Origin of the sequence: Collinsella aerofaciens, assembly GCF_018785265.1 — a bacterium.
In the GTDB taxonomy this organism is placed as follows: domain Bacteria; phylum Actinomycetota; class Coriobacteriia; order Coriobacteriales; family Coriobacteriaceae; genus Collinsella; species Collinsella aerofaciens_AI.
Genome location: NZ_WQPK01000015.1, coordinates 14,590 through 35,912 on the forward strand (window position 1 = coordinate 14,590; position 21,323 = coordinate 35,912).

A 21,323-nucleotide genomic window follows, 5' to 3' on the forward strand; every position below is an offset into this window, starting at 1 on the left:
GGTTGCATTGATGCAATATGCAGACAACATATTGCCACATCAGGGCGTTTGGCGCGGCAGTTTTGGCGATTTAGGACAACGGGCGTGCGTTTGATGGATTGTGCCTAAATCAGCCTAAAATGCTCGAGCGCCGCAACGACACCGTCGTGATCGACGGTGTCGGTCACGTAATCGGCCTTATCCTTGAGATAGTCTGGTGCGTTGCCCATGGCGATACCGACATCGACGGCGTTCATCAGCGAGATGTCATTGCTGGCGTCGCCAATGCCGTATACGGTTCCGTGGTGGGGATCGAGGGCGTCGAGTACAGACTGGATGCCCCCGCGCTTCGTGCATTCGCGGGGCGAGATTTCGGTTACCTCGAGTTCGAGCTCGTTAAAGCACAGCAGCGGCTCAAGTGTCTTATCTTGAGCGATGTGGTTGGCGAGCGATGTAGACATCAAGATCTTGTAGACACTGTAATGTTGCAGCTGCGTGACTGCGTCGCCCAGGGTGCGCGCGTATCCGGGGGCATCGGGGGCATCGGCACTCATGCGCACGACGCCGTTGAGGCCCTCAAAGCGGATGACCTCGCCCGATTGCTCAAGATAGGGGGCAAGATGCTGCAGCATGCTGGGTGTCATCGACAGATCGCGAATTGCGTGTCCGTCGATCTCGGCGTAACCGCCCGCAAGACAGACGATGCCGGTCCAGGGCAGCTCAAGAAGTTTGGGGTGGATGCAGCTGAGGGTGCGCCCTGTGCAGATGAAGGCCATGTTGCCGTTGGCGACAAACTCGCGGATTGCCTGCGAAACCGCCTCGTTGGGATAGGGGGAGAGGTCCCGCTCGTCTTCGGGAAGGTCTTGGGCGAGCCTGGGGTCTTGCCAGGCGAGCGTTCCGTCGATATCGAAGAAGCAAATATCGCCGCGCTTATGGGCTGCGCTGGCGGCAGGGGAGGCCGAGGTGGTGGGCACAAATTCCGGCTCGAGGCCCATGATCTGGTCAAAATGCTCTTTAACGCGGGGAACGGAGATGCCGATGATCACCTGGGCGGTCTTGCCCGTAATGATGAGGCCCTTGGCGCCCACCGCGACAAACGACGCGTTATCTGCAACGATGGAAGGGTCTGCGACCTCGACGCGCAGGCGCGTGGCACAGTTGGTTGCGCCCACAATATTGCCAACACCACCTAAAAGCTGAATTACCCGCTCAGCGAGGATGTGATCTTGATCGGATCGACTATTGACCTCGTCATTGGGAGATTGCTCTTTGGCAAAGCCGCTTTCCGTTAAACGATCGATTGCCGCGCGATTGGCGACATGATCCTCGCGGCCCGGCGTCTTAAGGTCATAGATCAAGATGAGTGCTCGAAAACTAACAAAAAAGATGAGGCTAAAGGCAAGGCCGATACCGAGCGCCAAAAGATAGGCGCCGGCATGCGTGCGCATGAGCGGAATAAAGTTGAAGGCTGCCATCTCCATGAGGCCGCCCGAGAAGATGCCGACGATGCCAAAGAGATTCATGGTTGTGGCAAGGCAAGACGATAAGACGGCGTAGAGAAAAAAGAGCCCGGGGTGGGTGAACATAAAGAGAAACTCGAGTGGCTCGGTAACGCCGCAAACCACCGAGGCGATGATGGCGGGAACAAGGATGACCCTGAGGCCGGCGCGGCGTTCTGGTTTTGCGGTGGAGTAGAACGCAGCCGCGATGGCAGGAAGGCCAAAGAGCTTGACCCAGCCGGTGGCGGTAAAACCGGCCCACGGCGCAAGTTCATTAAGGGGGCGCGTGCTATGGGAGAGGATAGGGAGCAAGCTGCTCCACGTGGCGTAGATGCCGTCGTTAATGACCAGGCTGTCGTAGTAGATCGGCATGTAGAGCAGGTGGTGCAGCCCCATGGGCTCGAGCGCTCGCTCCAAAAACACAAAGATGCCCACGCCAAAGGGGCCGACGCTCGTAAGTGCATGGCGCAGCGTTTCGGTCATTGCGTATACGGAGGGCACGATGGCGGCCGAGATAGCGGCAAGGGCAAACACGGCAAAAAAGCTGATGAGGTAGACCAGCGATGAGCCCGAGAAGGTGCCGAGCCAATCGGGAACCTTGGCATCGTAGAAGCGGTCATGGATGGCGACGACGGTTGCCGATACCGCTAGCGGGCCGATAATGCCGGTGTCGAGCGTCTTAATGCCGTCGATGATGGTGATGCCACTAGCGGAGGTCAAAGACGACGGGTACTTAAGTCCAAGGTTGTCTCCGCTCAGCTTGATGATCTCGCTCAAAAAGAAGCAATAGGCAAAATAGGCCACGAGTGCCTCGAGGCAGCAACGTGCCGGCTGCTTTTGGGCAAGGCCGATGGGCAGCGCTACGGCAAAAAGGAGCGGAAGGCGCTTAAAGACCGTCCACGAGCCACGCTGGATGATAGCCCAGAAAACGTACCAAGGGGTTCCGTATACGGCGAGATCGCCGACGATATCCGCAGACGTTGCGAGGGCGGAGATGCCGACCATAAGGCCTGATATAGAAAAAAGCATGGCGGGCGCGAACATTGCCCCGCCAAAGCGTTGGATTTTTTGCAGCATGTTCTGCCTTCCGAATATCGAGGCGCGTTGCGCGTGGGGAAACGTTTAAACAATGGATTCATTGTAGAGGACCAGACGATTGTCGTACCGGCAGTTTTGAGCGAAACCGATTTGGGCATGACAGAAACCGTCAACGGTTAAATCCTGTCGCTTTACCGATATTCGGTTTAAACAACTTTAAGAAATGCTATCGTGCCTAGCCGGAAATGAATAATGTAGAGGTGAAACAATGCCAAAAGCGATATACGAAGGAATCTACCGAGAAATACGCTCGCGCATCATTAATGGGACCTATGCGTTTCAGGAGATGCTGCCAACCGAAGCCGAGCTGACCGCGGAGTTCGGATGCACTCGCAATACCGTCCGTCGCGCCTTGGGTATGCTGGCCGACGGGATGTTTGTGCAGCCCATACACGGCAAGGGCGTGCGCGTTATTTGGCTTAAGGGCGAAACCGACATGTTGGGCGCACTCGAAGAGGTTGAGTCGTTTGGCGAGTTTGCAAAGCGCAACAATGCCGTTGCATCGACGGACGTTAAGTCTTTCGAACATCTGGTTTGCACCGAGCAACTCTCTCGTCACCTGGGCTTTAAGGTGGGCGAGGAGCTGATTCGCGTAGTGCGTGTCCGAAGCCTCAACGGCAACGCGCGCCAAGTGGACCATGGCTATTTTTTGGCGTCGATCGCCAAGGGCCTGACCCCCGAGATCGCGGCAGATTCTATTTACGGCTATCTGGAGCACAAGCGCGGTGTCAAAGTGATGGCGAGCCGTCGTACGGTGAGTGTCGAGCTCGCCAACGATGAGGACTGCAGCTATCTTGACCTCGGCAAATACAACTGCGTTGCCGTCATGGAGAGCCAGTCGTACACCTCGGATGGCATCTTGTTTGAGGTGACGCACACTCGCACACACCCCGAGATCTTCCACTACCGCGTCAACTCCAAGCGATAGCCGGCCAGCTCGCAGCCTGACGAGACTCATGTCCTCAAAGCGAAAACGCCCGGTCAAACCGACGATGCATCGGTTTGACCGGGCGTTTTCTCTGCATTCGATAACAAATAATTGTTTATACAAAACTTGTCAAGTATCAAGTTGAAATTACCGTTCACCGAAGTTTTTCTACCGCTCTAGTAATACTTGTTCAAACAACTAGCCAAATAGCGTATCGTTCAAATCAGCAAAAGGGGCAAAGTCCCCGAGCCAATCTCCGAAGGCGGCGGCAAAGGGTGCCGCCACGGTGTGAAAGGGTGGATTGTAATGAAGAACGAAATGAGCAGAAGGCAGTTCCTGGGCTTTGCTGGTTCCGCGGCTGCAGTTCTTGGTCTGGGTCTCGTGGGCTGCGGTGGCTCCGCCGGCTCCGGCTCCTCTGCTTCTGGTGACGCTGCCGAGGTCTACTTCCTCCAATTCAAGCCTGAGGTCGACAAGGAGTGGAAGGAGATCGCCAAGGCGTACAAGGAGGAGAAGGGCGTCGAGGTCAAGATCGTGACCGCCGCCTCCAACACCTACGAGGAGAAGCTCAAGTCCGAGATGTCCAAGAGCTCCGCTCCGACCCTGTTCCAGGTCAACGGCCCCACCGGTCTTAAGAACTGGAAGGATTACTGCGCCGACCTGTCCGATACCAAGCTCCGCGGTGAGCTCATTGACGACTCCCTGGCTCTGCAGTCCGACGGCAAGGATGTGTGCATCGACTGGGTTCAGGAGAGCTTCGGCATTATTTACAACAAGCAGCTGCTCGAGAAGGCTGGCTACAAGGCCGAGGACATCAACTCCTTCGACAAGCTGAAGGCTTGTGCCGACGACATCCAGGCCCGCAAGGACGAGCTTGGTGTCGAGGGTGCCTTCACTTCCGCCGGCATGGACGACTCCTCCAGCTGGCGCTACACCACCCACCTTGCCAACATGCCGCTCTACTACGAGTTTGAGAAGGAGCACAACCAGGAGGACGACGAGATCAAGGGTGAGTTCCTCGACAACTACAAGCAGATCTTCGACCTGTACATCACCGACTCTACCTGCGATCCTTCGCAGCTTGCTTCCAAGACCGGCGACGACGCCACCAACGAGTTCGCAACCGGCAAGGCCGTCTTCTACCAGAACGGCTCTTGGGCCTACTCTGACCTCGTCAAGGCCGGCATGACCGACGATCAGATTGGCATGATGCCCATCTACATCGGTGTTGACGGCGAGGAGAACCAGGGCCTGTGCTCCGGCGGCGAGAACTATTGGTGCGTCAGTTCCCAGGCTTCCGAGGATGCCCAGAAGGCCACCGAGGACTTCATGTATTGGTGCGTCACCGCTGACACCCCGACCAGCATCATCGCCGACAAGATGGGTCTGACCGCTCCGTTCAAGAGCGCCAAGGAGACCACCAACGTCTTCTCGCAGCAGGCCGTTGCCATGGCCAAGGACGGCAAGAAGACCGTCGCTTGGGACTTCGTCTACATTCCCTCCGAGGAGTGGAAGAAGAACCTCAAGCAGGCTCTGATTGCCTACGCTGCCGATAACAGCAAGTGGGACGGCGTCAAGAACGCCTTCGTCGATGGCTGGAAGACCGAGAAGGCTGCTTCCGAGTAAGCAGTTGCTGCCCAAGCTATCTGATTAGCGACAGGGGGCGGGCAGACGTAGGTTTGCCCGCCCCCTGCATATTGAAAGGACCCTTTTATGGGCAAAGCACTCAAGCGCTGGTGGCCGCTCTTTATGCTGCCCACGTGCCTGGCGTTTATGATCGGGTTCGTGATTCCCTTTATCCAGGGCTTCTATCTCTCGTTCTGCCAGTTTATTACCATTAACAACGCGCACTTTGTCGGTATCGAGAACTACGTGCGCGCATTGTCCGATTCGCAGTTTGCCACGTCGTTCTTCTTTACGGTGGCGTTTGCCTTCCTGTCGACGGTGCTCATCAACGTGATTGCCCTCGCCATCGCGCAGGCGCTCACCCGCAAGGCGCTCAAGGGCACTAACATCTTCCGTACGATCTTCTTTATGCCGAACCTGATCGGCGGCATCGTGCTGGGCTACATCTGGCAGATCTTGATCAACTGCCTGCTCTCCAACATCGGCGCCCAGCTCATCGCCCTTAACTCTGCTGCTGGCTTCTGGGGCCTTATCATCCTGACCCTGTGGCAGCAGGTCGGCTACATGATGATCATCTACATCGCTGGTCTGCAGTCCATTCCGTCCGACTACATCGAGGCCGCCAAGGTCGACGGTGCCACGGCATGGCAGACGTTTTGGAAGGTTAAGGTCCCTAACCTGATGCCGACCATCACCATCTGCCTGTTCCTGTCCATCACCAACGGCTTTAAGCTGTTCGACCAGAACCTCGCCCTTACCGGCGGCGCCCCCGCGCACTCCACCGAGATGCTCGCCCTGAACATCTACAACACGTTCTATTCGCGTGCCGGTATTGCATGGCAGGGCATCGGTCAGGCCAAGGCGGTTATCTTCTGCATCCTGGTTGTTGCTATTTCCATGATCCAGCTTAAGGCCACGAGGTCCAAGGAGGTGCAGCAGTAATGAAACGCGATAAGGTTATCAACCGCGCGCTCTCGATTTTCTTTACGATCCTGTCGCTCGCGTGGATCTACCCCGTGTTTATGATCGCGCTCAATTCCTTTAAGAAAGCGACCGCAATCAGCACCACCACGGCGTTCGATCTGCTCACGCCCGAGACGTTCAACGGCCTTGCAAACTACGTGCACGCCCTTAACGAGCAGGGCTTTGCCTCGGCGTTTATGTACTCGCTCATTATCACGGTCACGTCGGTCGTGCTGATTTTGGTGTGCTGCTCCATGTGCGCTTGGTACGTGGTGCGCGTCAACAACAAGATCTCGAACTTCTTCTATTACCTGTTCGTGTTCTCGATGGTCGTGCCGTTCCAGATGCTCATGTTCACGCTGTCCAATTTGGCGGACCGCATCGGCTTCAACACGCCGTTCAACATCTGCTTTATCTACCTTGGCTTTGGCGCGGGCCTGGCGGTCTTTATGTTCGCCGGCTTTGTAAAGAACATCCCGCTCGAGATCGAGGAGGCGGCCATGATCGACGGCTGCAACCCGGTCCAGGTGTTCTTTAAGATCGTCCTTCCCATCATGAAGCCCACCTATCTTTCGGTCGGCATTCTCGAGACCATGTGGGTCTGGAACGACTACCTGCTGCCCTACCTTACGCTCGACTCCACCAAGTACAAGACCATTCCTATCTTGATCCAGTACTTCCGCGGTGGCTACGGCCACGTCGAGCTCGGACCCATGATGGCCTGCATCATGATGGTTGTTATCCCCATCGTCGTCATGTACATCCTCTGCCAGAAGTACATCATCGACGGCGTGGTGGCAGGTGCCGTCAAGGGCTGATGCCGTAACTGTTTTGCAAGTTTCTGCGGCGCCCCTCAGCGCGGCGCCGCACATCGAAAGGTAAAGACATGGCCGAGATCGTTCTCAAACATGTTCAGAAGGTGTATCCCAACAACGAGTCCAAAAAGAAGGGCTTCTTTGGCAAAAAGAAGAAGACCGAGGAGAAGAAGCACAACCTCAAGGTTACCGAGGACGGCGTGCTCGCGGTGGAGGACTTTAATCTCACCGTGCATGACCAGGAGTTTGTCGTTCTCGTTGGCCCGTCTGGCTGCGGCAAGTCCACGACGATGCGCATGGTCGCTGGCCTGGAGGACATCACTTCGGGCGACGTGCTCATCGACGGCAAGCGCGTCAACGACGTGGCGCCCAAGGACCGCGACATTGCCATGGTGTTCCAGAGCTATGCTCTGTACCCCAATATGACGGTGTACGAGAACATGGCGTTTACGCTTGAGCTCAAGAAGGTCCCCAAGGACGAGATCGACCGTAAGGTTCGCTCTGCTGCCGAGATCCTGGGCATTACCGAATACCTCGACCGTAAGCCCAAGGCGCTTTCGGGCGGCCAGCGCCAGCGTGTCGCCATCGGCCGCGCCATCGTGCGTGATCCTAAGGTCTTCCTGATGGACGAGCCGCTGTCCAACCTGGACGCCAAGCTGCGTAACCAGATGCGTGCCGAGCTCATCAAGCTACGCCACGAGATCAAGGGCACGTTCATCTACGTCACCCACGACCAGACCGAGGCCATGACCCTCGGCGATCGCATCGTGGTCATGAAGGACGGCGTCGTACAGCAGATTGCCACCCCGCAGGAGGTCTTCAACCATCCCGCGAACATCTTCGTCGCCGGCTTTATCGGTGTGCCGCAGATGAACTTCTTCGATGCCCAGCTGGTGCGCTCGGGCAACGGCTTCACCGTCAAGACCGAGGATATGAACGTGGCGCTCGCCCCCGAGACCTGCGCTCAGCTTGCTCTCAACTGGGACGGCGGCGACGTGAAGGAGATCACGGCCGGCGTGCGTCCCGAGCAGATCCTGCTTGCCGACAAGGGCGAGGAGGGCGCGCTCCAGGGTACCGTCGAGGTGACCGAGCTCATGGGCTCGACCGAGCATGTCCACGTGACCGCTCCCGACGGCCAGTTTGTCCTGATTATCCCCGTCGTCGACCTCGAGGCCAAGGGCGCGCTCAAGGCTGGCGACACCATCTGGTTCAAGTTCGAGAAGAACGCGACCCACCTCTTCGATAAGGTCTCTGGCAAGAACCTTATCTAGGCCCGGTGCATCCAGGCCCTCCCTTTGGGCGACTGCGGTATTGCCATCCTTTTGCCGCGGTCACATATAAGGCTCCCCTCCCGTCCACTGGGCGAGAGGGGAGCCTTTCTTTGTGTTGGGGCTGTCTGACCGGTCGTTTGTCTCGATCTGTAACGGGTGAGGCTGATTTCGGACGTTAGATGTTACAGATCGAGACGGTTCCGCTGAGCTAACCATTTCATCTAAATCTGTAACACCAAAGGTGAATTTCAGCTGCTAGATGTTACAGATCGAGATAAACCCAAGGGGAGGGGCCGGTATGTCTCAATCTGTAACAGCTGGGACCGTTTTTACCGAGTAGTTGTTACAGATCGAGATTGTTTGGCCGAGTTGGGTCGCAGGGTAACGTGCGGGCACAAAAAACGGAGCCGTGTTGCCACGACTCCGCTTTCAAGAGGATGGGTAAGGGAAGCGAAATTAGCTCAGGTGCCAAATCTCGTCGTTGTACTGGGAGATCGTGCGGTCAGACGAGAAGGTGCCGGCGTTGGCGATATTGATGAGCGTCTTGCGCATCCAGGCGTCCTGGTCCTCGTAGTCGGCCAACACGCGCTCCTTGGTCTGGATGTACTCCTCGATGTCGAGCAGGGCCATAAACCAGTCCTTGCCCTTAATGTCATCGTGCAGGCGCTGCAGGCGCTCGACGTTGCCGGTCGCCATAAAGGCCGGGTTGGTGATGAAGTCCACCAGCAGTTTAATGCCGGGCTTGCGGTAGAGCACGCCGGCGTCATAGGTGCCGTCGGCATAGAGCTGCTCGACCTGTTTGGACGAGGCACCAAAGGTATAGATATTCTCGTCGCCCACGAGCTCGGCAATCTCCACGTTGGCGCCGTCGAGCGTGCACAGGGTTAGGGCGCCGTTGAGCATGAACTTCATGTTGGAGGTGCCGCTCGCCTCCTTGGAGGCCAGGCTGATCTGCTCGGAGATATCAGCGGCGGGGATCACGCGCTCGGCGGCGGTGACGTTGTAGTTCTCGATCATGACGACCTGCAGGTAGGGAGCCACGTCGGGGTCGTTTGCAATCCACTGCGACAGCGTCAAGATCAGATGGATGATGTCCTGCGCGATAGTGTAGGCAGGCGCCGCCTTGCCGCCAAAGATGATGGTGACGGGGTGCTTAGGTCTGTTGCCGTTCTTGATATCGAGGTACTTCCAGATGATGTAGAGCGCGAGCATCTGCTGGCGCTTGTACTCGTGGATGCGCTTGACCTGGACGTCGATGATGGCGTTGGAGGGAATGGTCACGCCCTGCTCGAGCGCCATGAACTGGCGCATGATGGCCTTGGCCTCGACCTTGGTGGCGGCCAGGCGCTCAAGAACGTCCTTGTCGTCGGCGAACTTGGCGAGTTTGCTCAGATCGCCGGTGCTGCGCCAGTCGGTGCCGATCACATCGTCGAGCAGGCTGGCGAGCGCGGGGTTGGCCCCATGGATCCAGCGGCGGAAGGTGATGCCGTTGGTCTTGTTGGAGAACTTCTTGGGATAGATCTCGTAGAACGGATGAAGCTCGGTGTCCTCCAGGATCTTGGTGTGGAGGGCGGCTACGCCGTTGATGGAGAAGCCAAAGTGGATGTCCATGTGGGCCATGTGGACGGTGTCGTGCTCGTCGATGATGGCGACGCGCGGGTCATCGTGCTCGGCCTTCGCGATCTCATCGAGCTTGACGATAATGTCGGCGATGGCAGGGGAGACCTTCTGCAGGCTGGCGAGCGGCCACTTCTCGAGCGCCTCGGCAAGAATCGTGTGGTTAGTGTAGGCGACCATGGAGCGTACGATGGTCACGGCCTCGTCAAACTCGATGTCATGCTCGGTGGTGAGCAAGCGAATGAGCTCGGGGATGACCATGGTGGGGTGCGTGTCGTTAATTTGGACCACGGCGTAGTCGGCCAGATCGTGCAGGTTGCTGCCGCGCTCGACGGCCTCGTCGATCAGGAGCTGGGCGGCGTTGCTCACCATGAAGTACTCCTGATAGATGCGAAGTAGGCGGCCCTGCTCGTCGGAATCGTCGGGGTAGAGGAACAAGGTGAGGTTCTTGGCGATCTCGGTCTTGTCGAAGTCGATGGAGCTGCCGGGGACCAGGCCGTCGTCGACGCTTGCCAGGTCGAACAGGCGCAGGCGGTTCTTGGTGGGCTGGCCGTAACCGGGCACATCGATGTTGACGAGCTTGGAAGTAACGGCAAAATCGCCGAACTCGACGGTGTAGGAGCGGTCATCGTCGACTAGGATGTCCTGCTCACCGAGCCACTCGTCGGGGACGGCCTTCTGCTGGTTGTCGACAAAGCGCTGACGGAACAGACCGTAGTGATAGTTGAGGCCCACGCCATCGCCGGTCAAGCCCAGCGTGGCGATGGAATCCAGGAAGCATGCGGCCAAGCGGCCCAGGCCGCCGTTGCCGAGTGACGGCTCGACCTCGAATTCCTCGATCTTGTTGAGGTCGTGACCTGCGGCGGTGAGCTGGTCCTTAACCTCGTCGTAGATGCCGAGGTCGATCATGTTGTTGATGAGCAGCTTGCCGATCAAAAATTCGGCGGAAATGTAATAGAGCTTTTTCTTGCCGTTGTTGAGCGGGCAGGCGGCGGAGCGCTCCTGCACGAGTTTGACCAGCAGCTTGTAAATGCGACGGTCGTCGAGCTGCTCGAGCGAGGTGCCAAAAGACTGCTCGGCGAGTTCCATGAGGTTAATTTGGGGCATGTTTTCTCCTGTGATGGGTTGTTTCATGTCTGCAATTCATAAGAAGCCCGCGCGAGGGGATTGGGGTGGCCTCGCGCGGGAAAAGCAAGCGCGTCCGCACGGTGGGGAGGGGTCGGGCGCGGTAGCTCCTATTGAGGAAGCTCGATTTCGGCTTCCGACGGGATGCGGAAGTAGGTCTCGGTCCAGTCGGTGAGTTTGTGCTCGAGCTCGCGGGTGATGGCGCCGTCGAGCATGCGCCAGGTCCAGTTGCCGCCCAGTGTGGCAGGGGTGTTGATGCGCGCCTCGTTGCCCAAGTTGAGCAGGTCCTGCATGGTGTAGATGCACGTGTCGCTCACGCTGGCTGCGATGGTTCGGTTGAGTGCGTCGGTGATAGGCTCGCCGGCCTGCTGATGGGTGTACAGGGCTGCCTGCTCGCGCTGACGCGGGGTGGCCGTTCCCTCAAACCAGCCGCGCGCCGTCTCGTTGTCGTGGGTGCCCACGTAGGCGACGGTGTTGGCGATGTAGTTATGCGGCAGGTAGTACGAGTTGGTGCCCTCAAAGGCAAACTGCAGGATCTTCATGCCGGGGAAGCCCGAGTTGTCGCGCATGTCGATGACGCCGGGGGTGAGGAAGCCCAGGTCCTCGGCGATGATGGGCAGCGTGCCGAGCTTTTCCTCGAGCGTCTTGAAGAACTTGAGGCCGGGACCCTGCGTCCACGAACCGTAGGACGAATCGGGCGAGGAGAACGGCACCTCCCAATAGGCCTCGAAGCCGCGGAAGTGATCCAGGCGGATGACGTCGTACATGTCGAGGGCGGCGCGAATGCGGCCCTCCCACCAGGAGAAGCCGTCGGACTCCATGGCGTCCCAGTCGTAGATGGGGTTGCCCCAGTACTGGCCGGTGGCCGAGAACTGGTCGGGCGGCGTGCCGGCGACGCTCACGGGATTGCCGGCGGCGTCGATCTTAAAGAGCTCAGGCGTCGCCCACATCTCGACGGAGTCACGCGAGACGTAGATGGGCAGGTCGCCGATGATGAGAATGTCGCGCTCGTTGGCATAGGCCTTGAGACGGCTCCACTGGCGATCGAAGAAGTACTGCGTCATCTGGTGGTAGAGCATACGCGCCGGATGGTTGGCGCAGACCTTGGCGGAAGCCTCGCCGCGGGTGCGGAGCTCCGCGGGCCACTCCCAAAACGCCTTGAGACCGCACTCCTCTTTGACGGTCATGAACTCACAGTAGGGGATGAGCCAGTCCTCGTTGGCCTGGATAAAGTCATCGAAATCGGCCGGCTTGTCGGCGGCAAAGCGCTCGGCGGCGCGGTCGAGAATCTGACGGCGGCCGCCAAAGATAGCACCGTAGTCGACATTGCTGGGGTCGGATCCCAGATACACGCCATCGATATCGCGCTGCTCCAGATACCCTGCTTCGATAAGCTCGGCAAAGTCGATAAAGTTGGGGTTGCCAGCGTGGGCCGAGAACGACTGATAGGGCGAGTCGCCATAGCTGGTCGTCGTAAGGGGCAGAATCTGCCAGTAATGTTGTTTGCACGAGGCGAGAAAATCGACGAAGTCGTAGGCATTCCAGCCAAAGCCGCCGATTCCGTATGGTCCGGGCAGAGATGAGACGGGCATGAGGACGCCGCTTGCACGCTCCATGAATGCGCTCACCAACCTTCTTGTTGTGGGGTCGGCCTGCCGATGGGTGTGCAGTCCGCCTCCGATGTTCTGATTCGATACGCCTATTGTAAAACATGTTGTTTAAACATGTACAGGCAAGATAAAAAAGTTGGTCGATTTTCGGCGAATGGTTACATGCCATGGAAAAGCCCCGACCTCACAACGTGAGATCGGGGCAAGAGCGGTGTGTGGGTTTTTGCTACTCGGCGTCGGCGAAGCCGTTGGGGTTGTGGCTCTGCCAGTTCCAGCTATCTCGGCACATGTCCGCGATGTCGTACTGGGCCTTCCAGCCCATCATGCGCTCGGCCTTGGAGGCATCGCACCAGTTGGCAGCGATGTCGCCGGCGCGGCGCTCGCGGATTACGTAGGGCAGCTCCTTGCCACAAGCCTTGGAGAAGGCGGCGACGACCTCGAGTACCGAGGTGCCGGTGCCGGTGCCCAAGTTAAAGATCTCGACGCCGGTCTTGCCGTTCATCCAATTAAGGGCAGCAACGTGACCAGAGGCCAGATCGCACACGTGGATGTAGTCGCGCACGCCGGTGCCGTCGGGGGTGGGGTAGTCGTTGCCAAAGACCTGAACGGCCTCGAGCTTGCCCACGGCGACCTGGGCGACATAGGGCACCAGGTTGTTGGGGATGCCCTTGGGGTCCTCGCCGATCAGGCCCGACGGATGAGCGCCGATGGGGTTGAAGTAACGGAGCAGCACGACGTCCCACTCGGGGTCGGCGGTGTGGACGTCCATAAGGATCTGCTCGATCATCCACTTGGTCCAACCATAGGGGTTGGTCGCGGGCTTCTTAGGATCCTCCTCGGTGACGGGCGGGTTGTCCGGGTCGCCGTAGACGGTCGAGGAGCTCGAGAAGATGATGGACTTGCAGCCATGGTTGCGCATGACGTCGATGAGCACCAGGGTGTTCTCGATGTTGTTGTGGTAGTACTCGACGGGCTTGCTCACCGACTCGCCGACGGCCTTAAAGCCGGCAAAGTGGATGACGCGGTCGATCTGATGGGTATCGAAGATCTTGTTCATCGCATCGCGGTCGAGCACGTTGGCCTCGTAGAAGGTGAGGTTCTTGGCGGCCTCGTCGCCCACGATGGTCTTGACGCGGTCGACGGCGACGGCGCTGGAGTTGGAGAGATCATCGACGATGACGACCTGGTAGCCACCCTCGAGCAGCTGAACGACGGTGTGCGAGCCGATAAAGCCGGCGCCACCGGTAACGAGGACACAGGTGTCTTTGGGGTCGAGTGCTTTGGACATGTAGTCTCCTATCGAATCAGGAACACTTCTTCAGGGGAGTATAGCGCAGGCAGGGACGCCCAAATCGTGCGCTGTAGGAAAAGCAGAGGATTGTGCTAACGTACTCATCAGAAGAGCTTGCGTACGCATAACCTGATCTTTGGCATTTGCTTACGAGCCGCTGACCTTGTAGTTTCCTGCCGTTCGTGGAAATCGTTGGGACGCGCCATATGTACGCTAATATGTATGAGTTGAGCGACATATAAATAAACATGTAACGGAGTACATATGTCACCAAACAGCGATTCCATCCTTTCCCAGGAGCTCTCGCGCCGCACTGCCCTCAAGGCCCTGTTCGGCGCCGCTTCTGCGGCGGTTCTTTTTGGCCTGCCCGCTCGCGCCCATGCGGCGGAGGCTTCCAAAGAAACCACCGATAAACTGAATGCTGCCCAGGCCCAGCTCGACGAGGTTCAGGCCCAGCTCGACAGCATCGCAAATGAGTATGCGGCGCTGGCCAACAAGAATGCCCAGACCCTCAACGACATCGAGAATGTCCAGGGCAAGATTGACGACACGCAGGCCCAGATCGATGAAAAGAAGGCCGAGCTCAAGAAGAAGCGCAACGACCTTTCCGATCGCGTGGCCGCCAGCTACAAGTCCGGCGGCACGAACATCCTGTCGCTGCTGCTGGCCTCTGGCTCGTTTGAGGAACTCGTCGCCAACGCGCATTACGTTGAGAAGATCAACAAGAGCGACCGCGACGCCATCGAGGACATTCAGACCATCCAGGAAGAGCTCGATGCGCAAAAGACCGAGCTCGAGTCGCAGAAGGCCGACTTAGAGAAGCTCAAGGACCAGCAGACTGCCCAGATGCAGGACATGCAGGCCAAGCAGCAAGAAGTCCAGACCGTGCTGAACGGTCTTTCCGACGACGTCAAGGAGCTCATGGCTCAGCGCGATTCCGAGATCCTCGCTGCCGCCCAGGCTGAGGAGGCCGCTAGGAAGGCTGCCGCTGCCGCGGCTGCCGCGAACAAGAACAATTCCTACTCGGGTGGTTCGAGCTCGGGTGGTGGATCGTACGCGCCCGGAACCCCGCAGCAGAATGCCGGCTCGGGCAAGCAGCAGGCTGTCGTCAACGCGTGCTACTCCACGCCTTCGCCGGGTCAGAACTGGTGCGCGGCGTGGGTCACCAATGTCTTCCGTAACGCCGGCGTTGGCTACTTTGGAGGCAATGCGTGCGACATGTTTAACGCCTGGTGCTATAGCTCCGACCGCTCGGCGCTGCAGGTGGGCATGATCGTGGCCGATTCCTCGCACAGCGGCACGGGTGCTCCGGGCCTTATCTACGGTCATGTGGGTATCTACGTTGGCGGCGGCATCGTTATGAGCAATGAGGGAGCCATTACGTCTAAGTCGCTCGATTCGTTTATTAGCTTCTATGGCACTGGCTCTGGCGTGCGTTGGGGCTGGCTTGGCGGTATTGCGCTGTCGTAGCTGCGGTTTGAAGTAAGTTGGTCCGGGACCGCGGGCGAGGCATAAGGTTGCCTGCTCTACAGTCCTGCGCAAGACGAAGGCCACATTAAGTGGCCTTCTTTGCGTGCGGAACTCGCGACCAACCTTATGCCTCGCCCGCGGTCCCGGACCTTCCGGGTTCGGGGCGCGACACACCGGACTGGGTTATCTGAATAAATATGGCGAAGGCCCCTTTCGGGGCCTTCTTTGTTAAAGGAATTCGCCTACTCGGTGGACTTCGGGTTCTAGGTCTACGTTGAATTGGTCTTTGACGGTTGCCTGGATGTGGCGGATGAGTTCGTCGACATCGGCGGCGGTGGCGTGGTCGGCGTTGACGATGAAGCCGCAGTGCTTCTCGCTCACCTGCGCGCCGCCAACGGCGTGTCCTCGCAGGCCGGCATCCATGATGAGTTTGCCGGCAAAGTAACCCTCGGGGCGCTTGAAAGTGGAGCCGGCACTCGGCATGTCGAGCGGCTGCTTGTCCTCGCGGCGCTGGCGGTAGTCGTCCATGTCGGCCTTGATCATCGCGGCGTTGCCCGGAGCGAGATTGAAGGTGGCCGAAAGCACGATGAAGCCGTCGTCGGCAATGCGGCTCTTGCGATAGCCCAGGTTGAGCTCATCGACATCGAACTCAATGATATTGCCGCTGCCGCGGGTGCCGTCGTCGAGCTGGCGAGCGGGTTTGTAGACGCGCACGGACTCCAGCACATCGGCCATGCAGGCACCGTAGGCACCGGCGTTCATGTAGCAGGCGCCGCCGACCGATCCGGGGATGCCCGAGATGGGCTCCATGCCGGTGAGACAGGCCTCGGCTGCCGCGGCTGCGACATCGGAAAGCAGCGCGCCGGCTGCCGCCGTGACGTGCGTGCCGTCGACGGTGATGTTGGAGAGACCTTCGCCCAGCGCTACGACGACGCCGCGGATGCCCTTGTCGCCGACGAGTAGGTCGGAGCCGTTGCCCACGATGGTGAGGGGCAGATTGCAGCGATAGCAGGTATCGAGCGTGGCGACGAGGCCCTGCTCGGTATCGGGCGTGACAAAGACGTCGGCCGGGCCGCCGATCTTAAACGTGGTGTGCTCGCGCATGGGCTCGCTCATCAGTACGTTGTCCTCGCCGGCAACGCCAGCAAGCGCGCACAGCAGGTCCTCGTTAAAAAAATCGTTTTCGTGCATACTAATAGCCGCCTTTTGGTGGTCGTTGTCATCAATCGATTGCAATATACCCCACCCGGACGGATTTGGTGCGCTGGCGGCGATAAAACAGCCGTCTACCGGATTGGTAAAGTGTTTATCACCGAGGTAGAGGGGTAGTCGCTATACTTTCAAGAGATTGCGCGTAAACCCGGAAGGAGCGAGATGGCCAACAAAGTCACCCTCAAGCAGATCGCCCAGGAGGTGGGGCTTTCCCCCTCGTCGGTCTCGCTTGTGCTCAATAATCGGCCCTGTCGCATCTCGGAAGAAAACCGCAAGCTCATCAAAGAGGTCGCGGCGCGCAACCACTATGTTCCCAACCAGATCGCGCGCAGCCTGGTCATGCGCGAGTCGCGCACCCTGGGCCTTATCGTCCCTAACATCGAGAGCCGCTTTTTTGCCTCGCTCGCCGGTAGCCTGGAAAAGCGCTGCCGCGAGGACGGCTATGCGCTCTTCATTACCAGCTCGGGCGGAAGCGCCGATGACGATCTGGAGCTGCTGCGCCAGCTGGTGACGCGCGGCGTTGATGGCGTCTTCCTGGTCGTGGGCGACGAGTTCTCCGACGACCGCGCCCTGCGCGAAGAAGTCAGCCACCTGCCCATCCCGGCCGTAATGGTCGACCGTGCCATTGAGGGACTCGAGTGCGACAAGGTGATGTTCGACCACGAGATGGGCGGCTACATGGCCACCCGCTATCTGATCGAGCAAGGCCACCGCCGTATTGCTTGCCTGGTTAACGCACGCCGCTCCAATACGGGTCGCAAACGACTTGCCGGCTATGAGCGCGCACTGCGCGAGGTTGGCTTGCCTATCGACGCGCGTTTGGAGTTTGAGAGCGAGTACTACATTCCAAGTGCATACGAGGCCTCGGAGGCGGTGCTCGCAACTGATGCCACCGCTGTGTTCGCAAGCTCGGATAACATTGCCCTTGGTTTGCTCAAGCGCCTGCACGAGATGGGGAAGAGCATCCCGGGCGATATTTCGGTCGTAAGCTATGACAACTCGGCGGCCGACGTTCTCTTTGAGCCGGCGCTGACCGCCATTGAGCAGGATCCTGGTGTCCTTGCGGAGCATGCTTTTGGCTGCATGTCCAAGCGTCTTGCCGGTAGGGGCGGTAGGCGTGCCGAAGAGGTCGTCCTGGAGCCGGCACTTATCGTTAAGGGCAGCGTGCTCGAACTTACCGAATGTAGCTAAGCGTACTTGTTTGTTTGCATAGATTGCATGCGGAGTGTCCGCTATTTGCCGGCAGGCGCCCCGGCCCTCGTCCGTGAACTTTTCCGCTGGGCGAGCCATAGACGCCGCGTACCGATAGGGTAAGGCGGCGGCTTGAAATTGGTGCTATATTCAGCTTGAGTTGTTTAATGCTAGTACGGGAGGCTGATATGGGGCTGTTCAAGAAGAAAAACCCGCAGGATGCCTTTGATCCCGATGTGTTTACCATCACGGATACGATTTTGGACCCGCCGCGGTTTACGTTTTTGCCGGCTATCTACCAGGATGCCACGCGTCGCAAGTGGGCCGTGCATCAGCGCGGCGGCGAGCCGAAGATTTTTGACTATGCGGACGTGTTGCAGTGCGAAGTAGCCGAGGCGGGCGATCCGGAGGCCGAGGAAGTGGCCTCAAAACAGGAATTTGCTCAGCGTATTCTGGCAAATCCCGCTAAGGCGGCAAAAATGAACGCTGCCAAACGTAATATGTGTCTTGGTATGGGCGTTGTTGTGGCGGTTCAGACGGGAAAAGACGAGGTTTCCAAATTGGAGATTCCCGTTATGACCGACGAAGTCAAACGCGATTCAAGTCTATATAAGTCGTATCGGAATGTCGCCGAGAGGATCAAGGCCGAATTTGATGCCATGGGAGGGCTGTCCTAATTTTGGCGGCATACGTTTCTGAATGAGGAGTCTGTGCAATGGCAGGCGAATCTTATGCAATTCCCCCCAAAGATCGTGCTGTTGAGGGAATTCTTTGGTATATCCAGCACCATCAGCTTGCCGGCGGCGATCGCCTGCCGGCCGAGCGCGTGCTGTGCGAAGAGATCGGCGTTTCGCGTACGGCGTTGCGCGCTGGTATCACGCGGCTCATCTCGTGTGGAACGCTCGAGAGCCGTCGCGGATCGGGTACGTATTTGTGTCCTCCTAAGCCGCTGAACATCTTCCAGGAAACGTATAACTTTTCCGATGCTGTGCGGACTGCCGGCCTGCATCCCTCTTCTCGTCTGGTTTCCACCGAGACCACCGAGGCGGATAAGACGCTTGCCGACAAGCTTGGGGTGGCTGTAGGCGCTCCTTTGCTCCGCATGCAGCGCGTTCGACTTATTGAGGGCGAGCCGGCGTCAATCGAGACGGCTCACGTTAACCTGTCCCTGTGCCCCGCGCTTTCCAATCATGATTTTGAGTGTGAGAGCCTTTACGATGTCTTGCTCAAAGAAGGTGGCGTGCGTGTTGAGCATGGACGTGAGCATATCTCCATCTCGCGTTTGAACGCCGAAGAGGCCGAGCTGCTCCAGCAAGAAGAGGGAACGCCGGTGTTCTATGAGAGCACGATCGAATTTGATAAGGACATGCGTTTTGTGGAGCATTGCAAATCGGTGATTTTGCCCACAAAGTTCCGCTTTGCCGATAACGGCGAAGAGAACGGCATGAGGAGCGTGGCAGGTGAACAATGGCTGAAACAGTAGTTGCCACCCCGGTTTATATGCGCATTCGACGCCGCATCGAGGAGCGTATCGAGCGCGGAATATATCCCACGGGTTCCATGATTCCGTCCGAAAAAGACCTCGCCGAGAAATTTGGTACGACACGCTTGACCATCCGAAGTGCTGTCGATGAGTTGGTTCGGCGTGGGCAGATTCGACGCGTCCGCGGAAAGGGCGCGTTTGTGGCACAGAAAGTGCCCGTTGCGTACGAGCGAACAGGAGGCTTTCGCGAATCGGTTCGTGCTTCGGGTGGCGAGCCGTCCGTCCGTATCCTCGCGCGTTCCAAGCGTTATGCGGGCCCATATTATGCCAACCTGTTTGGCATTGCCGAGGACGATTTGCTGTATTCGATTCGGCGTTTGAACTGCGTCAACGGCGACCCCGTATCGATTGAGACGGCGTTCATCCCGTGCCTGCTGTTTCCCACAATCGAAGATATTGACGTGTCGGTCTTCAGTTTGTACGAGACCTATGAGATGTTGGGCCGAAAGCCGGTCATGGCACAGGAAAAGCTCGATATCGAAGCGCTGGGCGCACGAGATGCCGGCCTGCTTGGACTGGAGCAGGGCGATCTTGCCTTGACGCTTGAGTGCGTGAGCTTCGATGCGAGCGGCCAGGCGATCGAGTACGTCAAGTCGTTTAACCGCGGTGATGCGGGTGGATATACCTATACGTACTAGCTGGTTTTTTGCATAACGGGCTGAAAAGCTGACGGAATTTTGATTCGTTGAGCAGACTGCATATACAACCTTACATGGCTCAAAATCGACCGTTCGCCGATGGGGATAAATTAATCGACAAAGAGGTATCAAAAAGCCGTAACCTGTAACTGTGATTGGTATCAAATACTAATGATTTGTAACGAGGTGAGACGATGAAGATGCTCGATTACGTTCAGCTTGCCCATGTGCGTATGGGAGAGAACCTCGAGCGTTCGTCTGAGCTGGTAGCGCAGCTCGTTGATATTTTCCAGTCCGGTTCTTTTGACGCGCTGCGCATCGTTGCTTCGGGTTCGTCGCGCCATGCTGCGGATTGCGCCCGCGATTACCTGCAAGATGCGCTGCAGATGCAGGTGTCCGTTGTGACGCCCGAGGCCTTCGTCGATTTTGAACACGCCTATCCACAGCATGCGCTTAACATTGCCGTCTCGCAGAGTGGCTATTCGACCAATACGATTGCGGCGCTCGATTACATGCGCGCACACGATATGGCTGCAGTTGCGCTCACGGCAAACGTCGAGGCACCCATCAAGGAACACGCTGACATCGTTCTTGACTACGGTGTGGGCGTCGAGTCGGTGGACTTTGTAACTCTGGGCGTCGAGGTTCTCGTTGAGTATCTGGTGCTCTTTGGTATTTACGGCGGTCAGGCGCGCGGAACGGTTGACGCCAAAGGCGTTGCCCAGCGTCTTGACGACCTGCGCGAGGCTATCCAGGCCAATGCCGTGATGTGCAAGACCGCCGAGGCATATGTCCAAGACCACATGCTCGAGCTTTCTGAGCACATGCCCGCCATGGTCGTCGGCAACGGCCCCAACTACGGTGTTGCCGAGGAGGCAGCGCTCAAGCTGAGCGAGACCATCAAGATTCCTGTCATGCATCACGAAGGCGAGGAGTTCGTCCACGGTCCCGAGATGCAGATTGTTCCGGGCTACCTGGTGTTTATTGTCGACGATTCGCAGGGGTCGGAGCGTCTTGCGAATATCGCCGATGCGCTATCGAACGTTACGGCAAAAACGGTGCTGCTCACGGCCCATCCCAAGGGTAGGGCTCACGAGGTTGTGGTGCCTCAGGTGGCTCCGCTGCTCAGTGCAATTCCCAATCTCGTGTTCTTCCAGACGATTGCGGCAATAATCGCCGAGCGTCTGAAGTCATGGGACGTTCACCCGTATCTCGATGCTGTCTCCAAGCAAATGGAGGTCAAGGCGGAGGGCTACGAAGAGTCAGTCAATGCGCTTAAGGCCAAAGCGGCCGAGTGTTACGGAATGTAAGCGGGTTTTGATGCCCGTTGGCATGGGGGATGTGGAAACAACCCCAGAAAGGAGAGACAAATGAAGGAAACCGAGAAGATCGAGATCATGCATTTCGACCAGGAGGGCTATCTCGAGGACGGTAAGGCGCTCTACGAGAC

General features: G+C 58.1%; 16 protein-coding genes. 11 read left to right on the forward strand and 5 right to left on the reverse strand.

Annotated elements, in window-relative coordinates:
* Window positions 1-104: 104 nt before the first annotated feature.
* Entirely contained in the window at window positions 105-2,555 is a 2,451-nt protein-coding gene (locus tag GPK42_RS02580; RefSeq protein WP_215693337.1) for a PTS transporter subunit EIIC, read from the reverse strand.
* Between the two features lie 229 nt (window positions 2,556-2,784).
* On the opposite strand from GPK42_RS02580, the gene GPK42_RS02585 reads away from it, so the two are divergent.
* From GPK42_RS02585 to GPK42_RS02605, 5 genes are all read left to right on the forward strand, one after another.
* Entirely contained in the window at window positions 2,785-3,504 is a 720-nt protein-coding gene (locus GPK42_RS02585) for a GntR family transcriptional regulator (protein WP_035137765.1), read from the forward strand.
* Between the two features lie 306 nt (window positions 3,505-3,810).
* Window positions 3,811-5,127 carry an ABC transporter substrate-binding protein gene (locus GPK42_RS02590; RefSeq protein ID WP_117746799.1) on the forward strand — a complete coding sequence of 439 codons (1,317 nt, stop codon included), beginning with the start codon at window positions 3,811-3,813 and terminating at the stop codon, window positions 5,125-5,127.
* An 87-nt stretch (window positions 5,128-5,214) separates the two neighbouring features.
* Window positions 5,215-6,069, forward strand: coding sequence for a carbohydrate ABC transporter permease (locus GPK42_RS02595; RefSeq protein WP_138113453.1), 855 nt, complete (start codon window positions 5,215-5,217; stop codon window positions 6,067-6,069).
* On the forward strand, window positions 6,069-6,908 hold the full coding sequence (locus GPK42_RS02600; RefSeq protein ID WP_138113451.1) for a carbohydrate ABC transporter permease: 840 nt from the start codon (window positions 6,069-6,071) through the stop codon (window positions 6,906-6,908). Before GPK42_RS02595 ends, GPK42_RS02600 begins: the two co-directional genes overlap by 1 nt.
* Window positions 6,909-6,976: 68 nt before the next feature.
* Complete coding sequence (locus GPK42_RS02605) at window positions 6,977-8,176, forward strand: ABC transporter ATP-binding protein (protein WP_035137764.1); 1,200 nt, start codon at window positions 6,977-6,979, stop codon at window positions 8,174-8,176.
* A gap of 456 nt (window positions 8,177-8,632) precedes the next feature.
* On the opposite strand, the gene glgP is transcribed toward GPK42_RS02605, so the two are convergent.
* The 3 genes from glgP to galE all read right to left on the reverse strand — a co-directional run bounded on the left by glgP (window position 8,633) and on the right by galE (window position 13,816).
* On the reverse strand, window positions 8,633-10,900 hold the full coding sequence (glgP, locus tag GPK42_RS02610; RefSeq protein WP_252200052.1) for a glycogen/starch/alpha-glucan family phosphorylase: 2,268 nt from the start codon (window positions 10,898-10,900) through the stop codon (window positions 8,633-8,635).
* Between the two features lie 128 nt (window positions 10,901-11,028).
* Window positions 11,029-12,546 (reverse strand): 4-alpha-glucanotransferase, encoded by a 1,518-nt coding sequence (malQ, locus tag GPK42_RS02615; protein ID WP_338404314.1) that lies wholly within the window; start codon window positions 12,544-12,546, stop codon window positions 11,029-11,031.
* Between the two features lie 208 nt (window positions 12,547-12,754).
* Complete coding sequence (gene galE, locus GPK42_RS02620) at window positions 12,755-13,816, reverse strand: UDP-glucose 4-epimerase GalE (RefSeq protein ID WP_006235870.1); 1,062 nt, start codon at window positions 13,814-13,816, stop codon at window positions 12,755-12,757.
* Between the two features lie 267 nt (window positions 13,817-14,083).
* Between galE and GPK42_RS02625 the strand changes: the two genes are divergently transcribed.
* Window positions 14,084-15,289 (forward strand): coiled-coil domain-containing protein, encoded by a 1,206-nt coding sequence (locus tag GPK42_RS02625; protein ID WP_006235871.1) that lies wholly within the window; start codon window positions 14,084-14,086, stop codon window positions 15,287-15,289.
* A gap of 228 nt (window positions 15,290-15,517) precedes the next feature.
* On the opposite strand, the gene murB is transcribed toward GPK42_RS02625, so the two are convergent.
* On the reverse strand, window positions 15,518-16,480 hold the full coding sequence (gene murB / locus GPK42_RS02630; RefSeq protein WP_215673962.1) for a UDP-N-acetylmuramate dehydrogenase: 963 nt from the start codon (window positions 16,478-16,480) through the stop codon (window positions 15,518-15,520).
* A gap of 183 nt (window positions 16,481-16,663) precedes the next feature.
* Between murB and GPK42_RS02635 the strand changes: the two genes are divergently transcribed.
* The 5 genes from GPK42_RS02635 to GPK42_RS02655 all read left to right on the forward strand — a co-directional run bounded on the left by GPK42_RS02635 (window position 16,664) and on the right by GPK42_RS02655 (window position 21,183).
* Window positions 16,664-17,692, forward strand: a complete 1,029-nt coding sequence (locus tag GPK42_RS02635; protein ID WP_006235873.1) for a LacI family DNA-binding transcriptional regulator — start codon at window positions 16,664-16,666, stop codon at window positions 17,690-17,692.
* A gap of 188 nt (window positions 17,693-17,880) precedes the next feature.
* Window positions 17,881-18,369: a hypothetical protein gene (locus tag GPK42_RS02640; RefSeq protein WP_215693341.1), complete on the forward strand. Its 489-nt coding sequence runs from the start codon at window positions 17,881-17,883 to the stop codon at window positions 18,367-18,369.
* 38 nt (window positions 18,370-18,407) lie between these two features.
* Window positions 18,408-19,175, forward strand: a complete 768-nt coding sequence (locus GPK42_RS02645; RefSeq protein WP_215693343.1) for a GntR family transcriptional regulator — start codon at window positions 18,408-18,410, stop codon at window positions 19,173-19,175.
* Window positions 19,160-19,873, forward strand: coding sequence for a GntR family transcriptional regulator (locus GPK42_RS02650; RefSeq protein ID WP_215693345.1), 714 nt, complete (start codon window positions 19,160-19,162; stop codon window positions 19,871-19,873). Before GPK42_RS02645 ends, GPK42_RS02650 begins: the two co-directional genes overlap by 16 nt.
* A gap of 194 nt (window positions 19,874-20,067) precedes the next feature.
* On the forward strand, window positions 20,068-21,183 hold the full coding sequence (locus GPK42_RS02655; protein ID WP_215693346.1) for an SIS domain-containing protein: 1,116 nt from the start codon (window positions 20,068-20,070) through the stop codon (window positions 21,181-21,183).
* Window positions 21,184-21,323: the final 140 nt, after the last annotated feature.

Excerpts from the sequence above, each read along its gene's own strand:
- GPK42_RS02580 (WP_215693337.1), bottom strand. The coding sequence starts at position 2,555 with ATGCTGCAAAAAATCCAACGCTTTGGCGGGGCAATGTTCGCGCCCGCC.
- GPK42_RS02585 (WP_035137765.1), top strand. The coding sequence starts at position 2,785 with ATGCCAAAAGCGATATACGAAGGAATCTACCGAGAAATACGCTCGCGC.
- GPK42_RS02590 (WP_117746799.1), top strand. The coding sequence starts at position 3,811 with ATGAAGAACGAAATGAGCAGAAGGCAGTTCCTGGGCTTTGCTGGTTCC.
- GPK42_RS02595 (WP_138113453.1), top strand. The coding sequence starts at position 5,215 with ATGGGCAAAGCACTCAAGCGCTGGTGGCCGCTCTTTATGCTGCCCACG.
- GPK42_RS02600 (WP_138113451.1), top strand. The coding sequence starts at position 6,069 with ATGAAACGCGATAAGGTTATCAACCGCGCGCTCTCGATTTTCTTTACG.
- GPK42_RS02605 (WP_035137764.1), top strand. The coding sequence starts at position 6,977 with ATGGCCGAGATCGTTCTCAAACATGTTCAGAAGGTGTATCCCAACAAC.
- glgP (WP_252200052.1), bottom strand. The coding sequence starts at position 10,900 with ATGCCCCAAATTAACCTCATGGAACTCGCCGAGCAGTCTTTTGGCACC.
- galE (WP_006235870.1), bottom strand. The coding sequence starts at position 13,816 with ATGTCCAAAGCACTCGACCCCAAAGACACCTGTGTCCTCGTTACCGGT.
- GPK42_RS02625 (WP_006235871.1), top strand. The coding sequence starts at position 14,084 with ATGTCACCAAACAGCGATTCCATCCTTTCCCAGGAGCTCTCGCGCCGC.
- murB (WP_215673962.1), bottom strand. The coding sequence starts at position 16,480 with ATGCACGAAAACGATTTTTTTAACGAGGACCTGCTGTGCGCGCTTGCT.
- GPK42_RS02635 (WP_006235873.1), top strand. The coding sequence starts at position 16,664 with ATGGCCAACAAAGTCACCCTCAAGCAGATCGCCCAGGAGGTGGGGCTT.
- GPK42_RS02640 (WP_215693341.1), top strand. The coding sequence starts at position 17,881 with ATGGGGCTGTTCAAGAAGAAAAACCCGCAGGATGCCTTTGATCCCGAT.
- GPK42_RS02645 (WP_215693343.1), top strand. The coding sequence starts at position 18,408 with ATGGCAGGCGAATCTTATGCAATTCCCCCCAAAGATCGTGCTGTTGAG.
- GPK42_RS02650 (WP_215693345.1), top strand. The coding sequence starts at position 19,160 with ATGGCTGAAACAGTAGTTGCCACCCCGGTTTATATGCGCATTCGACGC.
- GPK42_RS02655 (WP_215693346.1), top strand. The coding sequence starts at position 20,068 with ATGAAGATGCTCGATTACGTTCAGCTTGCCCATGTGCGTATGGGAGAG.